Raw genomic sequence first — 15023 nt, forward strand, 5'->3', positions numbered from 1 at the left:
ACCTCTCCGAGAGCGAAGCAATAAATGTGGACCAGGGGGCGCGGCATCATGCAGCAAAGACATTCCGGTATGCGAAGCGTGCGTCGCGGGCCATCCTGATTGGCCCACGACAATTGCGAACGGGGAGCGGTCAAGCGCTTTCCCCAGGGGAGCGCTACGCGCTCTCCCTAAACTCGTCATCGGCCGTATCGGGACCGCCCATCGACATGTCGAGGGCAAACCCCTTCACGCGGGCCTGCTGACCAGCGATCGTATTGGCCGGCGCCTTACTGACCGGTTTGCGCGGTGCGGCCGAGGCCCGGCTGCGGGCGGTGAGTTTTACAGCCGGCGCGCGCTCGCGGCGCCCACCCGCCATATCGACCTTGAAGAAGGCGATCGACGTCTGCAGCTCTTCGGCCTGGGAGGCGAGTTCCTCGGAGGTCGCCGACATCTGCTCGGAGGCGCCGGCATTCTGCTGCGTCACCTTGTCGAGCTGCTGGATCGCCTCGTTGATCTGGGCAGCACCGATATCCTGTTCGCGGCAGGCGGCACTGATCTCGGAGACCAGTTCCGCCGTTTTGCGAATGTCGGGCACCAGCCGGCCGAGCATGTCGCCTGCATCCTGGGCCGCCGTCACGGTATCGCTCGACATGGCACTAATCTCGGCAGCAGCCGACTGGCTGCGTTCGGCAAGTTTGCGCACTTCAGATGCGACGACCGCAAATCCCTTGCCGTGCTCGCCGGCGCGTGCCGCTTCGACGGCAGCATTGAGCGCCAACAGATCGGTCTGGCGGGCGATTTCCTGGACGATGCCGATCTTCTGGGCGATCGTGCGCATGGCGTCGACAGCGCGGGAAACCGCCTCGCCGCTGGCTTCCGCATCCTTGGCCGACTGGCGGGCGATCTTTTCGGTCTGGGCAGCGTTGTCGGCGTTCTGCTTGATGTTGGCGGCCATCTCTTCCATCGAGGCGGAAGCCTCTTCGGCCGAAGCCGCCTGTTCGGTGGCGCCCTGCGACACCTGCTCCGAGCTTGCCGAAAGTTCCTGGCTGCCGGAGGAGACGTTCTCGGCGGCCGAGATCGCATCGGCCACGACGCCGCGCAGGCGCTCGACCATCTGTTCGAGCGCGAGGCCCAGCGCATCCTTGTCGGAGAGCGGCTTTGGAGACACCGTCAGGTCGCCGTTTGCGATCTGATCGGCGATGCCGGCAGTGGTCCGCAGGTTGGAGATCATGCTCTGCATCGCGATGCCGAGCGTATCCTTATCCGAGAGCGGCTTGGCATCTGTGCTGAGGTCGCCCATGGCAATCTGATCGGCAAGAGCTGCCGTGGTGCGCAGATTGGCAGTCATGCTGTTGACCGTGTTGATGAGGTCCTTGATCTCGTCATTGGTCTTGACATCGACCGTGTGGTTAAGGTCACCGATTGCGACGGCATTTGCGACGGTCGTGATTTTCCTCAGGCCGTTGTTGATTCCGAGCATGATCCACAATGCTGCACCGAGCGCCACAAGCACGGCGATGCCGGAAGCAGTGCTGAGGATCAGCTTGGTCGAGTTATAAAGATCGGTGTTCGACTGATCGGTCGTCTTCATGCCCTTGCGCTGGATCTCGATGAGTGCGGCAATCGCGTCACCCATGTCGTTGGTCATCGTGCGCAGGTCGCCGAGCGACAGCGCCAGTGCGCCGGCTTGATCGCCCCTGGCGTCAAGCTGCTGCAGCTCGGCGGATCTGTCGCGGAATTTCGCGCCGATCGTCTGCAGCTTTTCCCAATAGGGTTTTCCTTCCGGCGAAGCGATGGCGTGGCCGGCATCGACGGCCTCAAACATGGCCTGCAAGTTCTGGTCGGCCTCCTTGTAGAAACCGGCAGCGCTGTCGGGATCCGTGGAAAGCAGTGCGTTCTTCTGAGCGCGTATGGCGTTGACTTCGGCGACATTGGCGGTCAGTGCCAGTTCCAGGCGGCGCATCGGCCCGTCGATCATCTTGCCGCTGGCGTCATTCAAGGTGCCGAGGCTCATGCTTCCGTAGATGGCGATGCCAATCAACAGCAATGTCATGATGCCGAAGGCAAGCCCCAGCTTGAGCTTGATGGTGAAACGCATGTGGTACCCCCTCTATGCGGTCAAAACGAATGGATAGAAACGCGTCCCATCGGCGGGACGTCGAACTTGAAAGTGATGTGTCTGAAAAGGGGGAAAGCGACTACATTCACTTCCCGGCAGCCGGACATCTATCGATCGCAGCGCCAACGCCTACATGCGTTGGGGGATATTCCCGTCTCGGGCCGCCGGAGCAGCCCGAGGGATCAGTTTGAGGCGAAGGCGCATAAGCGCTTCCCCCGGGGAGCGCTTATGCGCTCTCCCTGAAATCGTCATCGCTGGCATCCGGACCACCCATCGACATATCGAGAGCAAAGCCTTTGAGACGCTGCTGCTGAGCCGAAATCGTCTGGGCGCGGCCTTGGCTATGGGCCTGCGGGGCAGCCTTGCGGACAGCGGCCGGGGCCTTCACCTTGGCGGAAGCTTTTGGCTGCGCTTTGTTGGCGCCGGACCGCGCGCTGCCTGCCGTATCGACCTTGAAGAAGGCGATCGACGTCTGCAGCTCTTCGGCCTGGGAGGCGAGTTCCTCGGAGGTCGCCGACATCTGCTCGGAGGCGCCGGCGTTCTGCTGCGTCACCTTGTCGAGCTGCTGGATCGCTTCATTGATCTGCGAGGCGCCGATATCCTGTTCGCGGCAGGCGGCGCTGATCTCGGAGACCAGTTCGGCAGTCTTGCGGATGTCGGGCACCAGCCGGCCGAGCATGTCGCCGGCATCGGCGGCAGCCTTGACCGTGTCGCTCGACATCGAGCTGATTTCGGCGGCAGCCGATTGGCTGCGTTCGGCAAGTTTGCGCACCTCCGAAGCGACGACCGCAAAACCCTTGCCGTGCTCGCCGGCGCGTGCCGCTTCGACGGCGGCGTTGAGGGCGAGTAGATCGGTCTGGCGGGCGATTTCCTGGACGATGCCGATCTTCTGGGCGATCGTGCGCATAGCGTCGACGGCGCGCGTCACCGCTTCACCGCTGGCTTCCGCATCCTTGGCCGACTGGCGGGCGATTTTTTCGGTCTGCGCCGCATTGTCGGCGTTCTGCTTGATGTTGGCGGCCATCTCTTCCATCGAGGCGGAAGCCTCTTCGGCCGAAGCCGCCTGTTCGGTAGCACCCTGCGAGACCTGTTCCGAGCTTGCCGAAAGCTGCTGGCTGCCGGAAGAGACGTTTTCGGCGGCCGACAGTGCGTCGGCGACGACGCCACGCAGGCGTTCGATCATCGTGTTGACGTTGCCTAGAAGTTCGCCGATTTCGTCATGGCTGGTGATATCGGCCATCTTTGTCAGATCGCCTTCCGACACTTCGCGAACCACGGTGTTGGCACGGCTGAGGCCCTTGCTGATCGTGCTGGCGATCCAGAAGGCGGTAAAGGCAGCAATCAGCAGGGCGACCGCGGCGACCGCAACCATCATTGTGCGCGTCGTCGTGTATTGCGCTTCGGCGCCGTCGTCAGCAGCCTTCATGCGCTGCTTTTCAAGTGCCAGGATCTCGCTGAGCGTCGAGTCGATGTCGTTGGCAGCGGCGCGCGCCGTCGTGACGGAGATGGCATTTGCGCCTTCGGCATTGCCGGCCTTCACATATTCGCGGATCTGATCGTCGGCTCCATTGAAGGTCTTGGAAAGTTCGGCGATGCGGGCCCAACGCGCCTTGCCTTCTTCCGTTGCCAGCGCCAACACCTGGCTGAAGGCGTCGGCGAATTCCTTGCGAGCCTGATTGCCCTTGGCGATTGCCCCGGCCGTCTCGTCTGCGCTGCGGGCGGTGAGCAGGTTCTTCTGCTGGCGGATCGCCTCGAGCTGAGCGATGTTGATCTGCTGCGCGAAATCCAGGCGGGCTGCCGGGCCGGCGAGAAGCTTATCGATCGTGTCGTTCAGCGATCCAAGGCTGAAGACACCGTAGGCGGCAGTGCCCACGAGCATTACAATGATGAAGGTGAACGCGGTCACCAGTTTCGTCTTGATTGTCAGTCGCATGGTCCCCAAACCCCTCGTTGAATTCATCCAGCGTCAATTAGCGGCTCCCGCCGCGTCGTGCCTCGATGAAAAAATCGCCTGCAGATTAGGGAGAATGATGAATTCTCCGCCCCTCTTCACCAGGCAGTTGATGTAGTCGGCGCGCCAGCGCATGCCGATGCTCGGCGGTGCCTCGCTCGCGGACTTTGCAAGCGTCGTCACCTCGTTCACCTTGTCGGTTCTGAGGCCGACGAGCGTCTGCTCGCCCTGCAGATCGATCTCGATGACGATGATGCGGCTGTCGATCGTCGCCTCTGCTGCTTCCATCCCGAAGGCGAGACGCAGATCGGCGAGCGGAATGACCTTGCCGCGAAAGTTGATGACGCTGGCGACGAAGGGCTGGCTGCCCGGCACCGCGGTCTCAGGAAGCAGGTCCAGGATCTCCTGGACGATGACCGCTTCAAGTGCGAAGGTTTCGCCATTGAGATCAAAGGTCAGGACCTCGACTTCCTCGGCATAGCTCCAGTGATTGTCGAATCGTTCGGCCGTTGCTGCTGTTGCGCTCATCCTGCTACACGCAATTGCGCCTCCTGTTGTTGACCCGCGGCAACCAGGTGCCCGACGTCGAGAATGAGAGCGACGCTGCCGTCGCCGAGAATGGTGGCGCCCGAGAAGGTCGCGACGTTATTGTGCAGCTTCGACATCGACTTGATGACCGTCTGGTGGTCGCCGATGATCTGGTCAACGACGAGGCCGACGCGCTCCGTGCCGGTCGAGATGACGACGACCTTCTGATGCACATCGGGCTTGGTGCCGGTGCGGAAGAGGTCGCGCAGGCGCAGGAACGGCACCAGGCTGTCGCGCAGCGAGATGAAGCTGCGGCCGCGCGAGCGGAGATCTTCCTCGAGCGACAGTTCGAGGCATTCCTCGACCGCCGAAAGTGGGATGACGTAGCGGCCGGAACCGACGCGCACCAGCAGGCCGTCGATGATGGCGAGCGTCAGCGGGATGCGCAGCGACACTTCCGAACCCTGTCCCGGCATGCTGACGATGTCGATTGCGCCGCGGAGGGCTTCGACCGTCTTCTTGACCACGTCCATGCCGACGCCGCGGCCGGACAGATTGGTGATAGCTGCTGCCGTCGAGAAGCCGGGGGCGAAGATCAGCTGCAGCAGCTCTGAGTCGGAAAGCGGCTGGCCGGGCTGGATAAGGCCGGAGGATTCGGCCTTGGCGCGAACCCGTTCACGATTGATGCCGCGGCCGTCGTCCTTGATCGAGATGATCACCTCGCCGCCGGCCTGGCGGGCCGAAAGCGTCACCGTCCCGGCTTCGGTCTTGCCGGAGGCAAGCCGTTCGGCGGGCGTTTCGAGGCCATGATCAATCGAGTTGCGCACCAGATGCACCAGCGGATCGGCCAGACGCTCGATAACCGTCTTGTCGACTTCGGTGCTCTCGCCCTCCGTCACCAGCTCGATCACCTTGCCGGTCTCGCGGGCGAGATCGTGGACGAGGCGGCGGAAGCGGGAGAAGAGGGTGGCGACCGGCACCATGCGCAGCACCATCATCGTGTCGCGCAATTCGCCGGACAGGCGTTCGATTTCTTCCGAAACGGAACGCAGCGCGATATCGGTGCTGGCGCTGGCGAGCTGGCTGAGGCGCGACTGCGCGATGACGAGCTCGCCGACGCGGTCCATCAGCTCATCGAGACGTTCGGCCGGAACGCGGACATTCTCGGCCGCCTTTGCCTGGCTGACGACGGCGGGCGCCTCGCGCTTGGCGGGAACCGCCTCGACTGGACGGAATTCCGGGACGGCGGTCGATGTTGCGGCGACGGGGACAGGGGCAGCCCTTTCCTCGACCGGAGCGGCGGTTGCCGCTGCCGTATCACTGATCTCCTCGACGCTGAGTTCCATGTCATCGAGCACAAAGATGAAAACGTCGTCGATCGCTGAACGATCCTGCTCGCTGGTCAGCGTCACGTCCCAGGAAATATGGAGCTCCGTCGGAACCAGATCGTCGAGGGCCGGAATGGCCGAGGTGTTGGCGCGCACGCTGCATTCGCCGAGATCGCGCAGCTCGTCCAGCAGGCCGAGCGGGTTGGTGCCGTTGGCCATCGAATTGGCGGGCAGGCTGAAGCGGATGCGCCAGCTGTTCTTCATCTTCGCCGGTGCGTCGAGCACGGCCGCGGGCGGGGGAACAGCGGCGGGCGCTGCTGCAGCCGCCGCTTGCTTGCCACCGACGGCAGCCTGCAGCTGCGCCAGAAGCTTATTCCCGGTATCGCCGTGATCGGCATCCGGCTGGTCGACGAGGGCACGCATATGGTCCTGGGCGGCGAGAACGGCGGCGACGAGTTCACTGGTCGCCGCGACCTCGCCCTTGCGGACGCGGTCGAAGGCTGTTTCGCAATGATGGGTGAAGGCGGCGAGCGCCTCGAAACCGAACATCGCGCCGGAGCCCTTGAGCGTGTGGAGCCCGCGGAACACGGCGTCGACCAGATCCTTGTTGTCGAGCTGGTGGGTCAGGTCGAGAAGACCGGCCTCGATCGCTTCGAGGCATTCGGCAGCTTCCGTACGGAATACGGCGACCGGATCGAGTGTACTCATCGTCCGAGAACCTTCTTCACGATCTTCACCAGACTTTCCGGGTCGAACGGCTTGGTCAGCCAGCCCGTCGCGCCGGCGGCCTTGGCGCGCGCCTTGAGATCGGCGTCCGATTCCGTCGTCAGGAAGATGATCGGAACGCCGGCCTGCGCCGGCAGCTTGCGCAGTTCCTCGATCATCGTCAGCCCGTCCATGACAGGCATGTTGAGATCGGTCACGATCAGATCGAAGCTGCTGCCCTTGGCGGTCGCGAGGCCCTCTGCCCCATTGACCGCCTCGGTGACGCTATAGCCGGCATTGGTCAGCGTGACCTTGGTGGTCAAACGAATGCTGGCGGAATCGTCGACGGTCAGGATATTTGCACTCATAACGTCACCTCTTTATGCAACCAGAAATTTGCGTCTTCTTGATCGAAGGATTCGATGAAACCTGCGCGCTCAAGTACCTTCAAGACCGATCCATTGGCCGGCGAAGAAAGCTTGAACGTCTTTCCCTTGGATTTTGCTTGGTGGCGCGAGGATTCGATAAGTTGAACGAAACTCAGATCCGCTTCCGCACCTTCTGGAATGCTGACGATGATTGTATCGCGACTATGAAATGCATCATTAAACTTGGAATATAGTTCGCTCACGTTACGAATGCTGAGCACGTCCGGCAAATTTATAGATTCGTAATATTGTTTCTGAGTATCCAATGCAGCCTCCTGGGCCAGAAAATACTTGACGACCCTAAAAGGACTCTCACGGCAGCGTTAATGCAGGGTAAACAGCGGTTGTAGGAAACTGCCGTCTAGCGCGTTCCGCGACTCCCAATTCTCATCCGGGATAAGTTGTATTTTTTTCTCAAAATTTAGAAATAAATAAAATAAAAACAATATGTTGAATCATCAAGTCGAGCGTTAGGCTTTCAGCGACACGCCATCGACATCTTTCGTTAATCACAACGCTGGCGAGTCCGGCGCGTTTACCGGACGTTTCCATCCTTCCCGTAAAAATAGAGTTGAATTGCCTGGATTTTAAGAAAAGGTATAAAAGTGGCACACGCTCTGGTATCACCGAACGCTGCAGCCTACACATCAGGACGGGACATCAGCCAGACCCTGGAATCCGCCCGCGGCCAAGTCGAGGAACGGTTCCTCGAAGGCGGCACCGTGCTGTTGTCGGTGATGGATGTCCTCAACCGTCTGTTGAACTCGCTCGAGAGTGTCACCACGACGCTCGACAACAAGGATGCGAGCGACACCAGCGCCGATCTTCGCGCCACGGTCGAGAGCTTGACGGCGCTGCCGGTCACCGAGGAAAACCGCCAGCAGGCGCTCGTCTCGCTGGCGCATACCGGCAGGGAGCTGCGCAAGCACGTCTCCGACATGCAGGAGACGATGCGTTATCTCAGAACCTTCGCCGTGACTGTGAAGATCACCGGTGCCGGCCTTGCCGAATTCGCCGGCTTCGCCCAGGAGATCCTGGAGCGCATCTATTCCGGCACCGATGAGGTCAACCGTTTCGCCACGCATCTCGACAGTCTCGATAAGGAGGTCAAGCTCGCCACCTCCTTTGGCGCCAGCGTTTCCAAGGGTTATGCCGATACCGTTCCGGCCGTCGCCGGAGCCCTGCGCGATGATGCCGCCAAGATCGCCGAACATCGCAAGGATCTCGGCGTCATCGCCCGCGAGGTCGGCGCGATTGCGCGCGCCGTCCAGAGCAAGGTCGCCTCGACGCTGTCTGCCCTGCAGATCGGCGATATCACCCGCCAGCGTATCGAGCATGTGCAGGCCACCTTTTCGCTGCTTGAGGATTTCTTTGCCGGCGAGGATGGCGCCAGCCTCGACGCCGGCGCGCGCCAGCGCCTCCAGAACGTCATTCACCACCTGACCGCAGCGCAGATGAGCGACATGTGCGCAAATTTCCAGCGGGATTCTGAGAACGTCGTCAAGACGATCGCGAGTTTCGACCACGACATGCGAGAGATCCTCAAGCTGCGCGATCAGATGAGCGGTCAGAGCGGCGAGGCCGGCGGCAACTTCATGCGCGCGCTGGAATCCAGCGTTTCGGCCGCCCACGAAATCGTCAAGCAGGTCGACACGGCAAGCCGCCAGGCCGATCAGGTGAGCCAGTCGACGATCGGCACGGCCGCCAAGCTCTCCGAAGCGATCGGCAACATCCGCGCCGTCAAGACCGACATTCACTATATGGCTTTGAATACCAACCTGCGCTGCAGCCGCCTCGGCGAGGAAGGCAAGTCGATCAACGTCGTCACCGCCGAACTGCGCATCTTCGCCGGCAAGCTCGATGATTCCGCCGACGCCATCGTCAACGGCCTGCCGGCGCTCGAAGCCGCAGCCGGGCGCGTCGCCCCCGCCACGGATGCCGGAGCCGGCAGCCTGGGAGAAAGCCTGACGTCGGCCGTCGGCAACATCCGCTCTGCAGCCAACGTGATGGAAAACGAATTGAAGGTGCTCGCCGAGAACGGTCGCGAGGTCGCCACCAAGATCAGCCTGCTGATCGGCAAACTCGATTTCCAGCATGATCTCGGTGAAGTCCTTGCCGGCTGCGCCGATCTGCTCGAAGGCGTCGCCGGCACTGAGGTCGCCGATATCTCCGATCTCGCAGAAACGATCGCGCCGCTCGACCGCAAGATCTTCAAGCACTACACGATGGTCCAGGAGCGCAACATTCATCGCGACATCATCCCGGCAAGCGAGGACACCACCCCCGCCCCGGCCGAGACCGCCAAAGCCGAAAACGATGAAGACCTCTTCGCCGATGCGCTTTTCTAAGTTGGGATACGGTCGCTATCGCCGCCGGAACTTGTTGGCGGCCTCGATCGCCGCCTTCTGCTGATCGTCCTCAATGCCGAGATAGAAATCCTCGAGCGACGGATCGGCAAGCCCGGCCCGGCGCGACAGCACGTACCACTTCGCCGCCTCGACCGGATTGGGCGGCGTGCCGATCGCATTGATATAGAGATGGGCGAGCTTGTTCTGCGCGACGACGTTGCCGCCATTGGCGGCAAGTTTCAGCCATTCGAAACCCTTGACGTAATCCTTCGGCCCACCGACGCCGTTGACCAGCCAGATGCCGAGATCGAGCTGGGCCGTGTCGAAACCGGCGCGCGCTGCACGTGCCATCCACTCGCGGGCAAGCTTTTTCTTTTCCTCCGGCAGGTCCTTCAGCGTCGCATAGATCTGCGCTACGGCATATTGCGAATCGGCAATGCCCTGCTCGGCTGATTTCTCGTAGAACGGCAGGGCGAGCTTCAGTCCCTTCTCGCCGGGATTGTCGGCGACGAGAAGCTGCGCCCAGTTGAATTCCGCCGAAGGATTGCCGCCCTCGGCCGCCTTGTGCATGTACTCGTCGGCCTTGACCTTGTCACGCGGCACGCCCTCGCCTTCCATCAGGATCAGCGCATATTTGAACATTGCCGCCGCATCGCCGCCTTCGGCCGCCTTGCCGTACCAGAAGGCAGCATTCTTCACGTCCTTCTTGACGCCGAGACCCTGCGAGAGGATTTCGCCGATCAGCGTCTGCGCCGCCGGATCGCCGAGCTGGGCGCGCGGCAGCGCCTTGTCCATTGCCGTCAGGTAATAACCGCGTTGGAAGGCGCCGTAAGCTTCATCGATCGGCCCCTTGTAATCCTTCTCCGGCGGCAGATCCGGCAACTTCGCACCCATGCGGTCGAACACGCCGACGCCATCGGAGGGCCCGACGTCCGAGGCGGAGGGCCGGTCCGTGCGGAAGGTCGAAGCCGGCGCTGTACCCGGCTGGCTGATGACGCTGTCCGGCGCCTGCGCCAGGGCGACATTCGGCCCGGCCGCAACGAGGGCGGTCACGCTGGCAAGGATATATTTCAAAGGGCGGGCGGGCAGGATCGGCATGAGCGCGATTTCAATCCTCAAACCGTGGCGCTTTTTCGTCAAGCAACGCGTTGATTTCGGCAACGACCGACGGCGCCCGGCCGGGCTCACCAAAGACCGCCAGCCGCAGCGCCACGAACTCCGCACCAGTCTCGGCGACGGCGAGCGCCGAGGCCGGATCAGTGCCGCCCATGACGATGCAGGGAATCTCGATCATCGAGGCCCACCATTCGCCGAGCGCAAGGTTCTTCGGATGCGCCTCCGGCTTGATGTCGCCATCGAGCTTGCCGAAGAAGATATAGTCCGGCCTGACTTCGCCGATCTCCAGCGCATGGTGCCGGTCGGCCGCGTTGCCACCGCCGACGATCAGCTTCGGCGCATGTTTGTCGATCGCTTCCGAAAGCGCCTCGGCATTGCTGGAAAGGTGCAGGCCATCGGCCTTTGCCCGGCCTGCGACACGGCTGTCACCTGCAATCAGCGCGGCTGCTCCAGCATTCTGGATCAATGGCACCAGCTTTTCGGCATGTTTCTGGAAGGTGCCGTCGTCGAGCCCGTATTGCGGCACGATCACCGAGGCGACATCGCCGCCCTTCAGCGCATCGGCGACGATCTTTGCCTGTTCATCGGCATCGGCGATATCAGGCACGATGAGCACAAGGCGGCAGCGATTTTCCGGTTCGGTCATGAGGTCTTTCCGTTTCCGGCGAATTCCCCTTCGAAATGAGGGATCCGCACTCGTTTTGTGTGAGTAGTTCCGTTAGACGAGGCTTGCAAGAGGAGGACGTCGAAAGCATGCCGCAGGATTTGTCATTCTACTACGCCGCCGTGCCCGCCGTTCTGCTGGTGGGCCTCGCAAAGGGTGGCATGGGCGACGCTTTGTCGCTGATCGGCCTGCCCTTCCTCGCCCTCGTCGTCTCGCCAGTCGAGGCGGCCGCCATCCTGCTGCCGATCCTGGTCTTCATGGACATGATCTCGCTCGTCATCTGGCGCAAACATGGCGACTGGGCAACGCTGAAGATCATGCTGCCGGGCGCCGTCTTTGGTATCGCGCTGGGCTGGGCGACCTCGGCCCTGGTTCCGGGCAACATGCTGCGCATCGTCATCGGCGCGTTGACCATCCTCTTCTGCCTGCGCTATTTCTGGAACAATTTCGGCCCCGGCGCCGGCAAGGTGATCCCGCCGCGCGGCCAGCGGCCGGTGGCTGCCAGCCTCTGGGGGACATTTTCCGGTTACGGCAGCTTCGTCGCCCATGCCGGCGGTGCGCCCTTCCAGATCTATGCCCTGCCGCTCAAATTGCAGCCGCGCGAATATACCGGCACCAGCGTGCGCTTCTTCGCGATCCTCAACGCCATCAAGCTGATCCCCTATTTTGCACTCGGCCAGCTCGATACCCAGAACCTTGCGACCTCCGCGACGCTTCTGCCCTTTGCCCCGCTCGCCACCATTGCCGGCGCGTGGTGCGTGCGCCGCATGAGGCCACAGATCTTCTATCCCTTCATGTATGCAATGGCGCTGATCGCCGCCTTCCTGATCGTGCGCGAGGGCCTTGGCTGGTAGAAACAACTAAAGCATGTCGCGCAAAACTGTGCAGCGGTTTTGCGATAACGACTGGCGTAAAAACAAAGACCGAAAGCGCAAGGCGCGACTCTGAAAGATCGCGACGCGCTTTGGAAACCACGGCACGCTGCAATGCACAATTTCCTTGCTGGCGCGGCCGGTTTGACGTAGCGTTCCTGCCATGTCGAACACGGACCCTTTCTCTGCGATTGCCGATCCGAACCGGCGGTTTCTGCTGGAGGAATTGCGTCGCGCGCCACGGACGGTCAATGAGCTCGCCGAGGGCCTGCCGATCAGCCGCCCTGCTGTTTCGCAGCATCTGAAGGCGCTACTCGACAGCAATCTCGTCTCCGTGACCTCGGAAGGCACCAAACGTATCTATACGGTCAACAACCGCGGCTTCGACAAGCTCAATTTGTGGCTGGATCAGTTTTGGGCCTGAGGCAGGTCCCCATAAGATCTGGGGATACGATGCGAATCATAAGAACGCGATGTGAGACGTGGCGGACCCAAAAGCGCCAGCCACGATGCCGGATGCATCGGACTGGCGCAAATCTGGTGTCAAATCACCGGTTCTTGCTAATTTTTGGCGGAATGGATGGATTTACCTTGTTGCGCAAGATGATCGCCCGGCGACCCTTGGGAAGATTAGTGGACGGATGACTTAAGACGCTGAATCTCGTCCTTGATGCGCAGCTTGCGGCGCTTGCATTCGGCAAGTTCCGTATCGGAAATAGAGGGAGATGTTCTGAGCGCGTGCAACTCCTCCTCGAGAGCAACATGCTTTTTCTGGAGTGACTCAAGATGAGCTTGAACAGTCATATGACCCTTCCTTCCTCTTTACCCTCCCCGGCCATCATCGTCGGGGATCAAGGTGTCAACGGCCGGACTGTGACATATTTTTGAAGGCTTGTCGAAGGCCAAAAGATGGAGACTGGATGGCAATTTCATGATCAAGACTAACTAGCCGTTACCTGTATTTGGTGATAGGAGCTTGCGGAAATCATCGGCAGATCGGACAAGGTCCAGGGACGGTAACGGGGAATGCATATGGCCGATCAGGAACAGGCGGAAATCAGGCTCACGGTGGCGCGTCTGCGTCAGGAGCACGAGGATTTCGATGCCGCGATCAACGCCATGATCCAGACCGGATGCGATGCTCTGCGGATCCAGCGTATGAAAAAGAAAAAGCTCGTCATCAAGGACAGGCTCTCCAAGCTGGAAGATCAGATCATCCCTGACATCATCGCCTGAAAGGGAATAGCAGCAACGATGACAGACAGACCACCCGTCGCCATCATCATGGGCAGCCAGTCCGACTGGGAGACCATGAAAAACGCCGCCGACACGCTGGAGGCGCTTGAGATCCCTTATGATGCGCGCATCATTTCGGCGCACCGCACAGTGGACCGATTGGTCAATTTCGCCAAGGGCGCACGTGCGGAGGGCTTCAAGGTCATCATCGCCGGCGCCGGCGGCGCTGCCCACCTGCCGGGCATGACCGCCGCGATGACACCGCTGCCGGTTTTCGGCGTGCCGGTCCAGTCGAAAGCCCTGTCCGGCCAGGACAGCCTCCTTTCCATCGTGCAGATGCCGGCCGGTATTCCTGTGGGCACGCTTGCCATCGGCAAGGCCGGCGCGGTCAACGCCGCCCTTCTCGCCGCCGCCGTGCTTGCCCTTTCCGACGAAGAAATCGCCGACCGGCTCGACGAATGGCGCGAGCGCCAGAGTGCTGCCGTCGCGGAATACCCGATGGACGACCTATGACGGCAAGAACGATCGGCATTATCGGCGGCGGCCAGCTCGGCCGCATGCTGGCGATTGCCGCCGCCCGGTTGAATTTTCGCACGGTCATCCTCGAGCCGCAGCCGGACTGCCCGGCCGCCCAGCTCGCCAACCGGCAGATTACCGCCGCCTACGACGATCCCGCGGCACTGGCCGAACTCGCCGATATCTGCGATGTCGTCACCTACGAATTCGAAAACGTGCCCGTCGCGGCCGCCGAAAGGCTCTCGGCGACCGTGTCGGTTTATCCGCCGCCGAAGGCGCTGGAAGCCGCCCAGGACCGCCTCGTCGAAAAGCGCTTTCTCAATGACTGCGGCATATCAACCGCCCGCTTCCACGCGATCGACAGCCAGGCCGATCTCGAGACGGCACTGAAGGATTTCGGCGGCCAGGGCGTGCTGAAGACCCGGCGTCTCGGTTATGACGGCAAGGGCCAGAAGGTTTTCCGCTCGGCCGCCGACAGCCCGGAGGGCGCCTATGCCGCACTCGGCGGCGTGCCGCTCATCCTCGAAAGTTTCGTCGCTTTCGAGCGCGAGGTCTCGATCATCGCCGCGCGCGCCACCGACGGGACGGTCGTCTGCTTCGATCCCGCCGAGAACGTGCACCGCAACGGCATCCTCCATACCTCGACGGTTCCCGCCGCGATCTCTGCAGCGACGGCGGACTCGGCGCGCCGATCGGCCGAAAAGATCCTTGCCGCGTTGAACTATGTCGGCGTCATCGGCATCGAATTCTTCGTGCTTGCCGATGGCGGCCTGATCGCCAACGAGATGGCGCCGCGTGTGCACAACTCCGGTCACTGGACGGAGGCCGCCTGCGTCGTCAGCCAGTTCGAGCAGCATATCCGGGCCGTCGCCGGCCTGCCGCTTGGCAGTGCCGAACGGCATTCCGACTGCATCCTGCAGAACCTGATCGGCGACGATATCCTTGCCGTTCCCGACTGGTTGCGGCGCCCCGACACGCTGGTTCATCTCTATGGCAAGACCGAGTGGCGCCCCGGCCGCAAGATGGGTCATGTCACCACCTTGACGCCGAAATCGCTGGTTTTGGCCTGAGAAAACACCCTTGTGCCTTGGGAAAAACACCTTCATGTGGTTGACACGGAAAAGGTGACGAGGTATCTGCTCCCCCACCTAAACAGCGCGCCCGATGGCGCGCTTTTGATTGTTAAAGATACGGGCGAATGTGAATTCCCCCATAGAGATCGCGGATCAGAAA

Annotated in this window: 15 protein-coding genes; 6 read left to right on the forward strand and 9 right to left on the reverse strand. The window is 61.7% G+C overall.

The genetic code is table 11. The annotated features are described in order from the left end of the window. Nucleotides 1–154 precede the first annotated feature (154 nt). From ACD590_RS18490 to ACD590_RS18515, 6 genes are all read right to left on the reverse strand, one after another. Complete coding sequence (locus ACD590_RS18490) at nt 155–2077, reverse strand: HAMP domain-containing methyl-accepting chemotaxis protein (RefSeq protein ID WP_439003144.1); 1923 nt, start codon at nt 2075–2077, stop codon at nt 155–157. A gap of 247 nt (nt 2078–2324) precedes the next feature. Then, on the reverse strand, nt 2325–4031 hold the full coding sequence (locus tag ACD590_RS18495) for a methyl-accepting chemotaxis protein (protein ID WP_018243493.1): 1707 nt from the start codon (nt 4029–4031) through the stop codon (nt 2325–2327). 33 nt (nt 4032–4064) lie between these two features. Then, nucleotides 4065–4577, reverse strand: coding sequence for a chemotaxis protein CheW (locus ACD590_RS18500; protein ID WP_018243494.1), 513 nt, complete (start codon nt 4575–4577; stop codon nt 4065–4067). Continuing rightward, nucleotides 4574–6613: a chemotaxis protein CheA gene (locus ACD590_RS18505; protein WP_018243495.1), complete on the reverse strand. Its 2040-nt coding sequence runs from the start codon at nt 6611–6613 to the stop codon at nt 4574–4576. Before ACD590_RS18505 ends, ACD590_RS18500 begins: the two co-directional genes overlap by 4 nt. After that, the gene (locus ACD590_RS18510; RefSeq protein ID WP_003552634.1) at nt 6610–6978 is read right to left on the reverse strand and encodes a response regulator; all 369 of its coding nucleotides are present in this window, start codon (nt 6976–6978) and stop codon (nt 6610–6612) included. The genes ACD590_RS18505 and ACD590_RS18510 overlap by 4 nt, the downstream gene beginning before the upstream one ends. After that, a complete protein-coding gene (locus ACD590_RS18515; protein ID WP_018243496.1) occupies nt 6975–7304 on the reverse strand; it encodes an STAS domain-containing protein in 330 nt (109 codons plus the stop codon). The genes ACD590_RS18510 and ACD590_RS18515 overlap by 4 nt, the downstream gene beginning before the upstream one ends. Nucleotides 7305–7643: 339 nt before the next feature. On the opposite strand from ACD590_RS18515, the gene ACD590_RS18520 reads away from it, so the two are divergent. Continuing rightward, entirely contained in the window at nt 7644–9386 is a 1743-nt protein-coding gene (locus ACD590_RS18520) for a chemotaxis protein (RefSeq protein ID WP_130717798.1), read from the forward strand. Between the two features lie 15 nt (nt 9387–9401). Here the strand turns inward: ACD590_RS18520 and ACD590_RS18525 are convergent, their stop codons facing one another. Continuing rightward, a complete protein-coding gene (locus ACD590_RS18525) occupies nt 9402–10484 on the reverse strand; it encodes a tetratricopeptide repeat protein (protein ID WP_018243498.1) in 1083 nt (360 codons plus the stop codon). Between the two features lie 10 nt (nt 10485–10494). After that, on the reverse strand, nt 10495–11148 hold the full coding sequence (locus ACD590_RS18530) for a thiamine phosphate synthase (RefSeq protein ID WP_018243499.1): 654 nt from the start codon (nt 11146–11148) through the stop codon (nt 10495–10497). Between the two features lie 107 nt (nt 11149–11255). Between ACD590_RS18530 and ACD590_RS18535 the strand changes: the two genes are divergently transcribed. Further along, nucleotides 11256–12020, forward strand: a complete 765-nt coding sequence (locus ACD590_RS18535; protein ID WP_439003145.1) for a sulfite exporter TauE/SafE family protein — start codon at nt 11256–11258, stop codon at nt 12018–12020. Between the two features lie 181 nt (nt 12021–12201). Beyond that, the gene (locus ACD590_RS18540) at nt 12202–12462 is read left to right on the forward strand and encodes an ArsR/SmtB family transcription factor (RefSeq protein ID WP_003542830.1); all 261 of its coding nucleotides are present in this window, start codon (nt 12202–12204) and stop codon (nt 12460–12462) included. A 206-nt stretch (nt 12463–12668) separates the two neighbouring features. On the opposite strand, the gene ACD590_RS18545 is transcribed toward ACD590_RS18540, so the two are convergent. Then, nucleotides 12669–12842: a YdcH family protein gene (locus tag ACD590_RS18545; RefSeq protein ID WP_003542831.1), complete on the reverse strand. Its 174-nt coding sequence runs from the start codon at nt 12840–12842 to the stop codon at nt 12669–12671. 228 nt (nt 12843–13070) lie between these two features. Between ACD590_RS18545 and ACD590_RS18550 the strand changes: the two genes are divergently transcribed. Genes ACD590_RS18550 through ACD590_RS18560 form a run of 3 tightly spaced genes read left to right on the forward strand, consistent with a single transcriptional unit; the run spans nt 13071 to nt 14860 of the window. Then, a complete protein-coding gene (locus tag ACD590_RS18550; protein WP_017968168.1) occupies nt 13071–13274 on the forward strand; it encodes a YdcH family protein in 204 nt (67 codons plus the stop codon). Nucleotides 13275–13292: 18 nt separating this feature from the next. Continuing rightward, complete coding sequence (purE, locus tag ACD590_RS18555; protein ID WP_011653459.1) at nt 13293–13787, forward strand: 5-(carboxyamino)imidazole ribonucleotide mutase; 495 nt, start codon at nt 13293–13295, stop codon at nt 13785–13787. Then, complete coding sequence (locus ACD590_RS18560) at nt 13784–14860, forward strand: 5-(carboxyamino)imidazole ribonucleotide synthase (protein WP_193444278.1); 1077 nt, start codon at nt 13784–13786, stop codon at nt 14858–14860. Before purE ends, ACD590_RS18560 begins: the two co-directional genes overlap by 4 nt. The last annotated feature ends 163 nt before the right edge of the window (nt 14861–15023 follow it).

Origin of the sequence: Rhizobium sp. 862_C5_N1_2 (assembly GCF_051811205.1) — a bacterium.
GTDB classification, from domain to species: domain Bacteria; phylum Pseudomonadota; class Alphaproteobacteria; order Rhizobiales; family Rhizobiaceae; genus Rhizobium; species Rhizobium leguminosarum.

Bases quoted from the DNA above. Each gene is read 5' to 3' on its own strand.
- ACD590_RS18490 (WP_439003144.1), bottom strand. From the start codon at position 2,077: ATGCGTTTCACCATCAAGCTCAAGCTGGGGCTTGCCTTCGGCATCATG.
- ACD590_RS18495 (WP_018243493.1), bottom strand. From the start codon at position 4,031: ATGCGACTGACAATCAAGACGAAACTGGTGACCGCGTTCACCTTCATC.
- ACD590_RS18500 (WP_018243494.1), bottom strand. From the start codon at position 4,577: ATGAGCGCAACAGCAGCAACGGCCGAACGATTCGACAATCACTGGAGC.
- ACD590_RS18505 (WP_018243495.1), bottom strand. From the start codon at position 6,613: ATGAGTACACTCGATCCGGTCGCCGTATTCCGTACGGAAGCTGCCGAA.
- ACD590_RS18510 (WP_003552634.1), bottom strand. From the start codon at position 6,978: ATGAGTGCAAATATCCTGACCGTCGACGATTCCGCCAGCATTCGTTTG.
- ACD590_RS18525 (WP_018243498.1), bottom strand. From the start codon at position 10,484: ATGCCGATCCTGCCCGCCCGCCCTTTGAAATATATCCTTGCCAGCGTG.
- ACD590_RS18530 (WP_018243499.1), bottom strand. From the start codon at position 11,148: ATGACCGAACCGGAAAATCGCTGCCGCCTTGTGCTCATCGTGCCTGAT.
- ACD590_RS18535 (WP_439003145.1), top strand. From the start codon at position 11,256: ATGCCGCAGGATTTGTCATTCTACTACGCCGCCGTGCCCGCCGTTCTG.
- ACD590_RS18540 (WP_003542830.1), top strand. From the start codon at position 12,202: ATGTCGAACACGGACCCTTTCTCTGCGATTGCCGATCCGAACCGGCGG.
- ACD590_RS18545 (WP_003542831.1), bottom strand. From the start codon at position 12,842: ATGACTGTTCAAGCTCATCTTGAGTCACTCCAGAAAAAGCATGTTGCT.
- ACD590_RS18550 (WP_017968168.1), top strand. From the start codon at position 13,071: ATGGCCGATCAGGAACAGGCGGAAATCAGGCTCACGGTGGCGCGTCTG.
- purE (WP_011653459.1), top strand. From the start codon at position 13,293: ATGACAGACAGACCACCCGTCGCCATCATCATGGGCAGCCAGTCCGAC.
- ACD590_RS18560 (WP_193444278.1), top strand. From the start codon at position 13,784: ATGACGGCAAGAACGATCGGCATTATCGGCGGCGGCCAGCTCGGCCGC.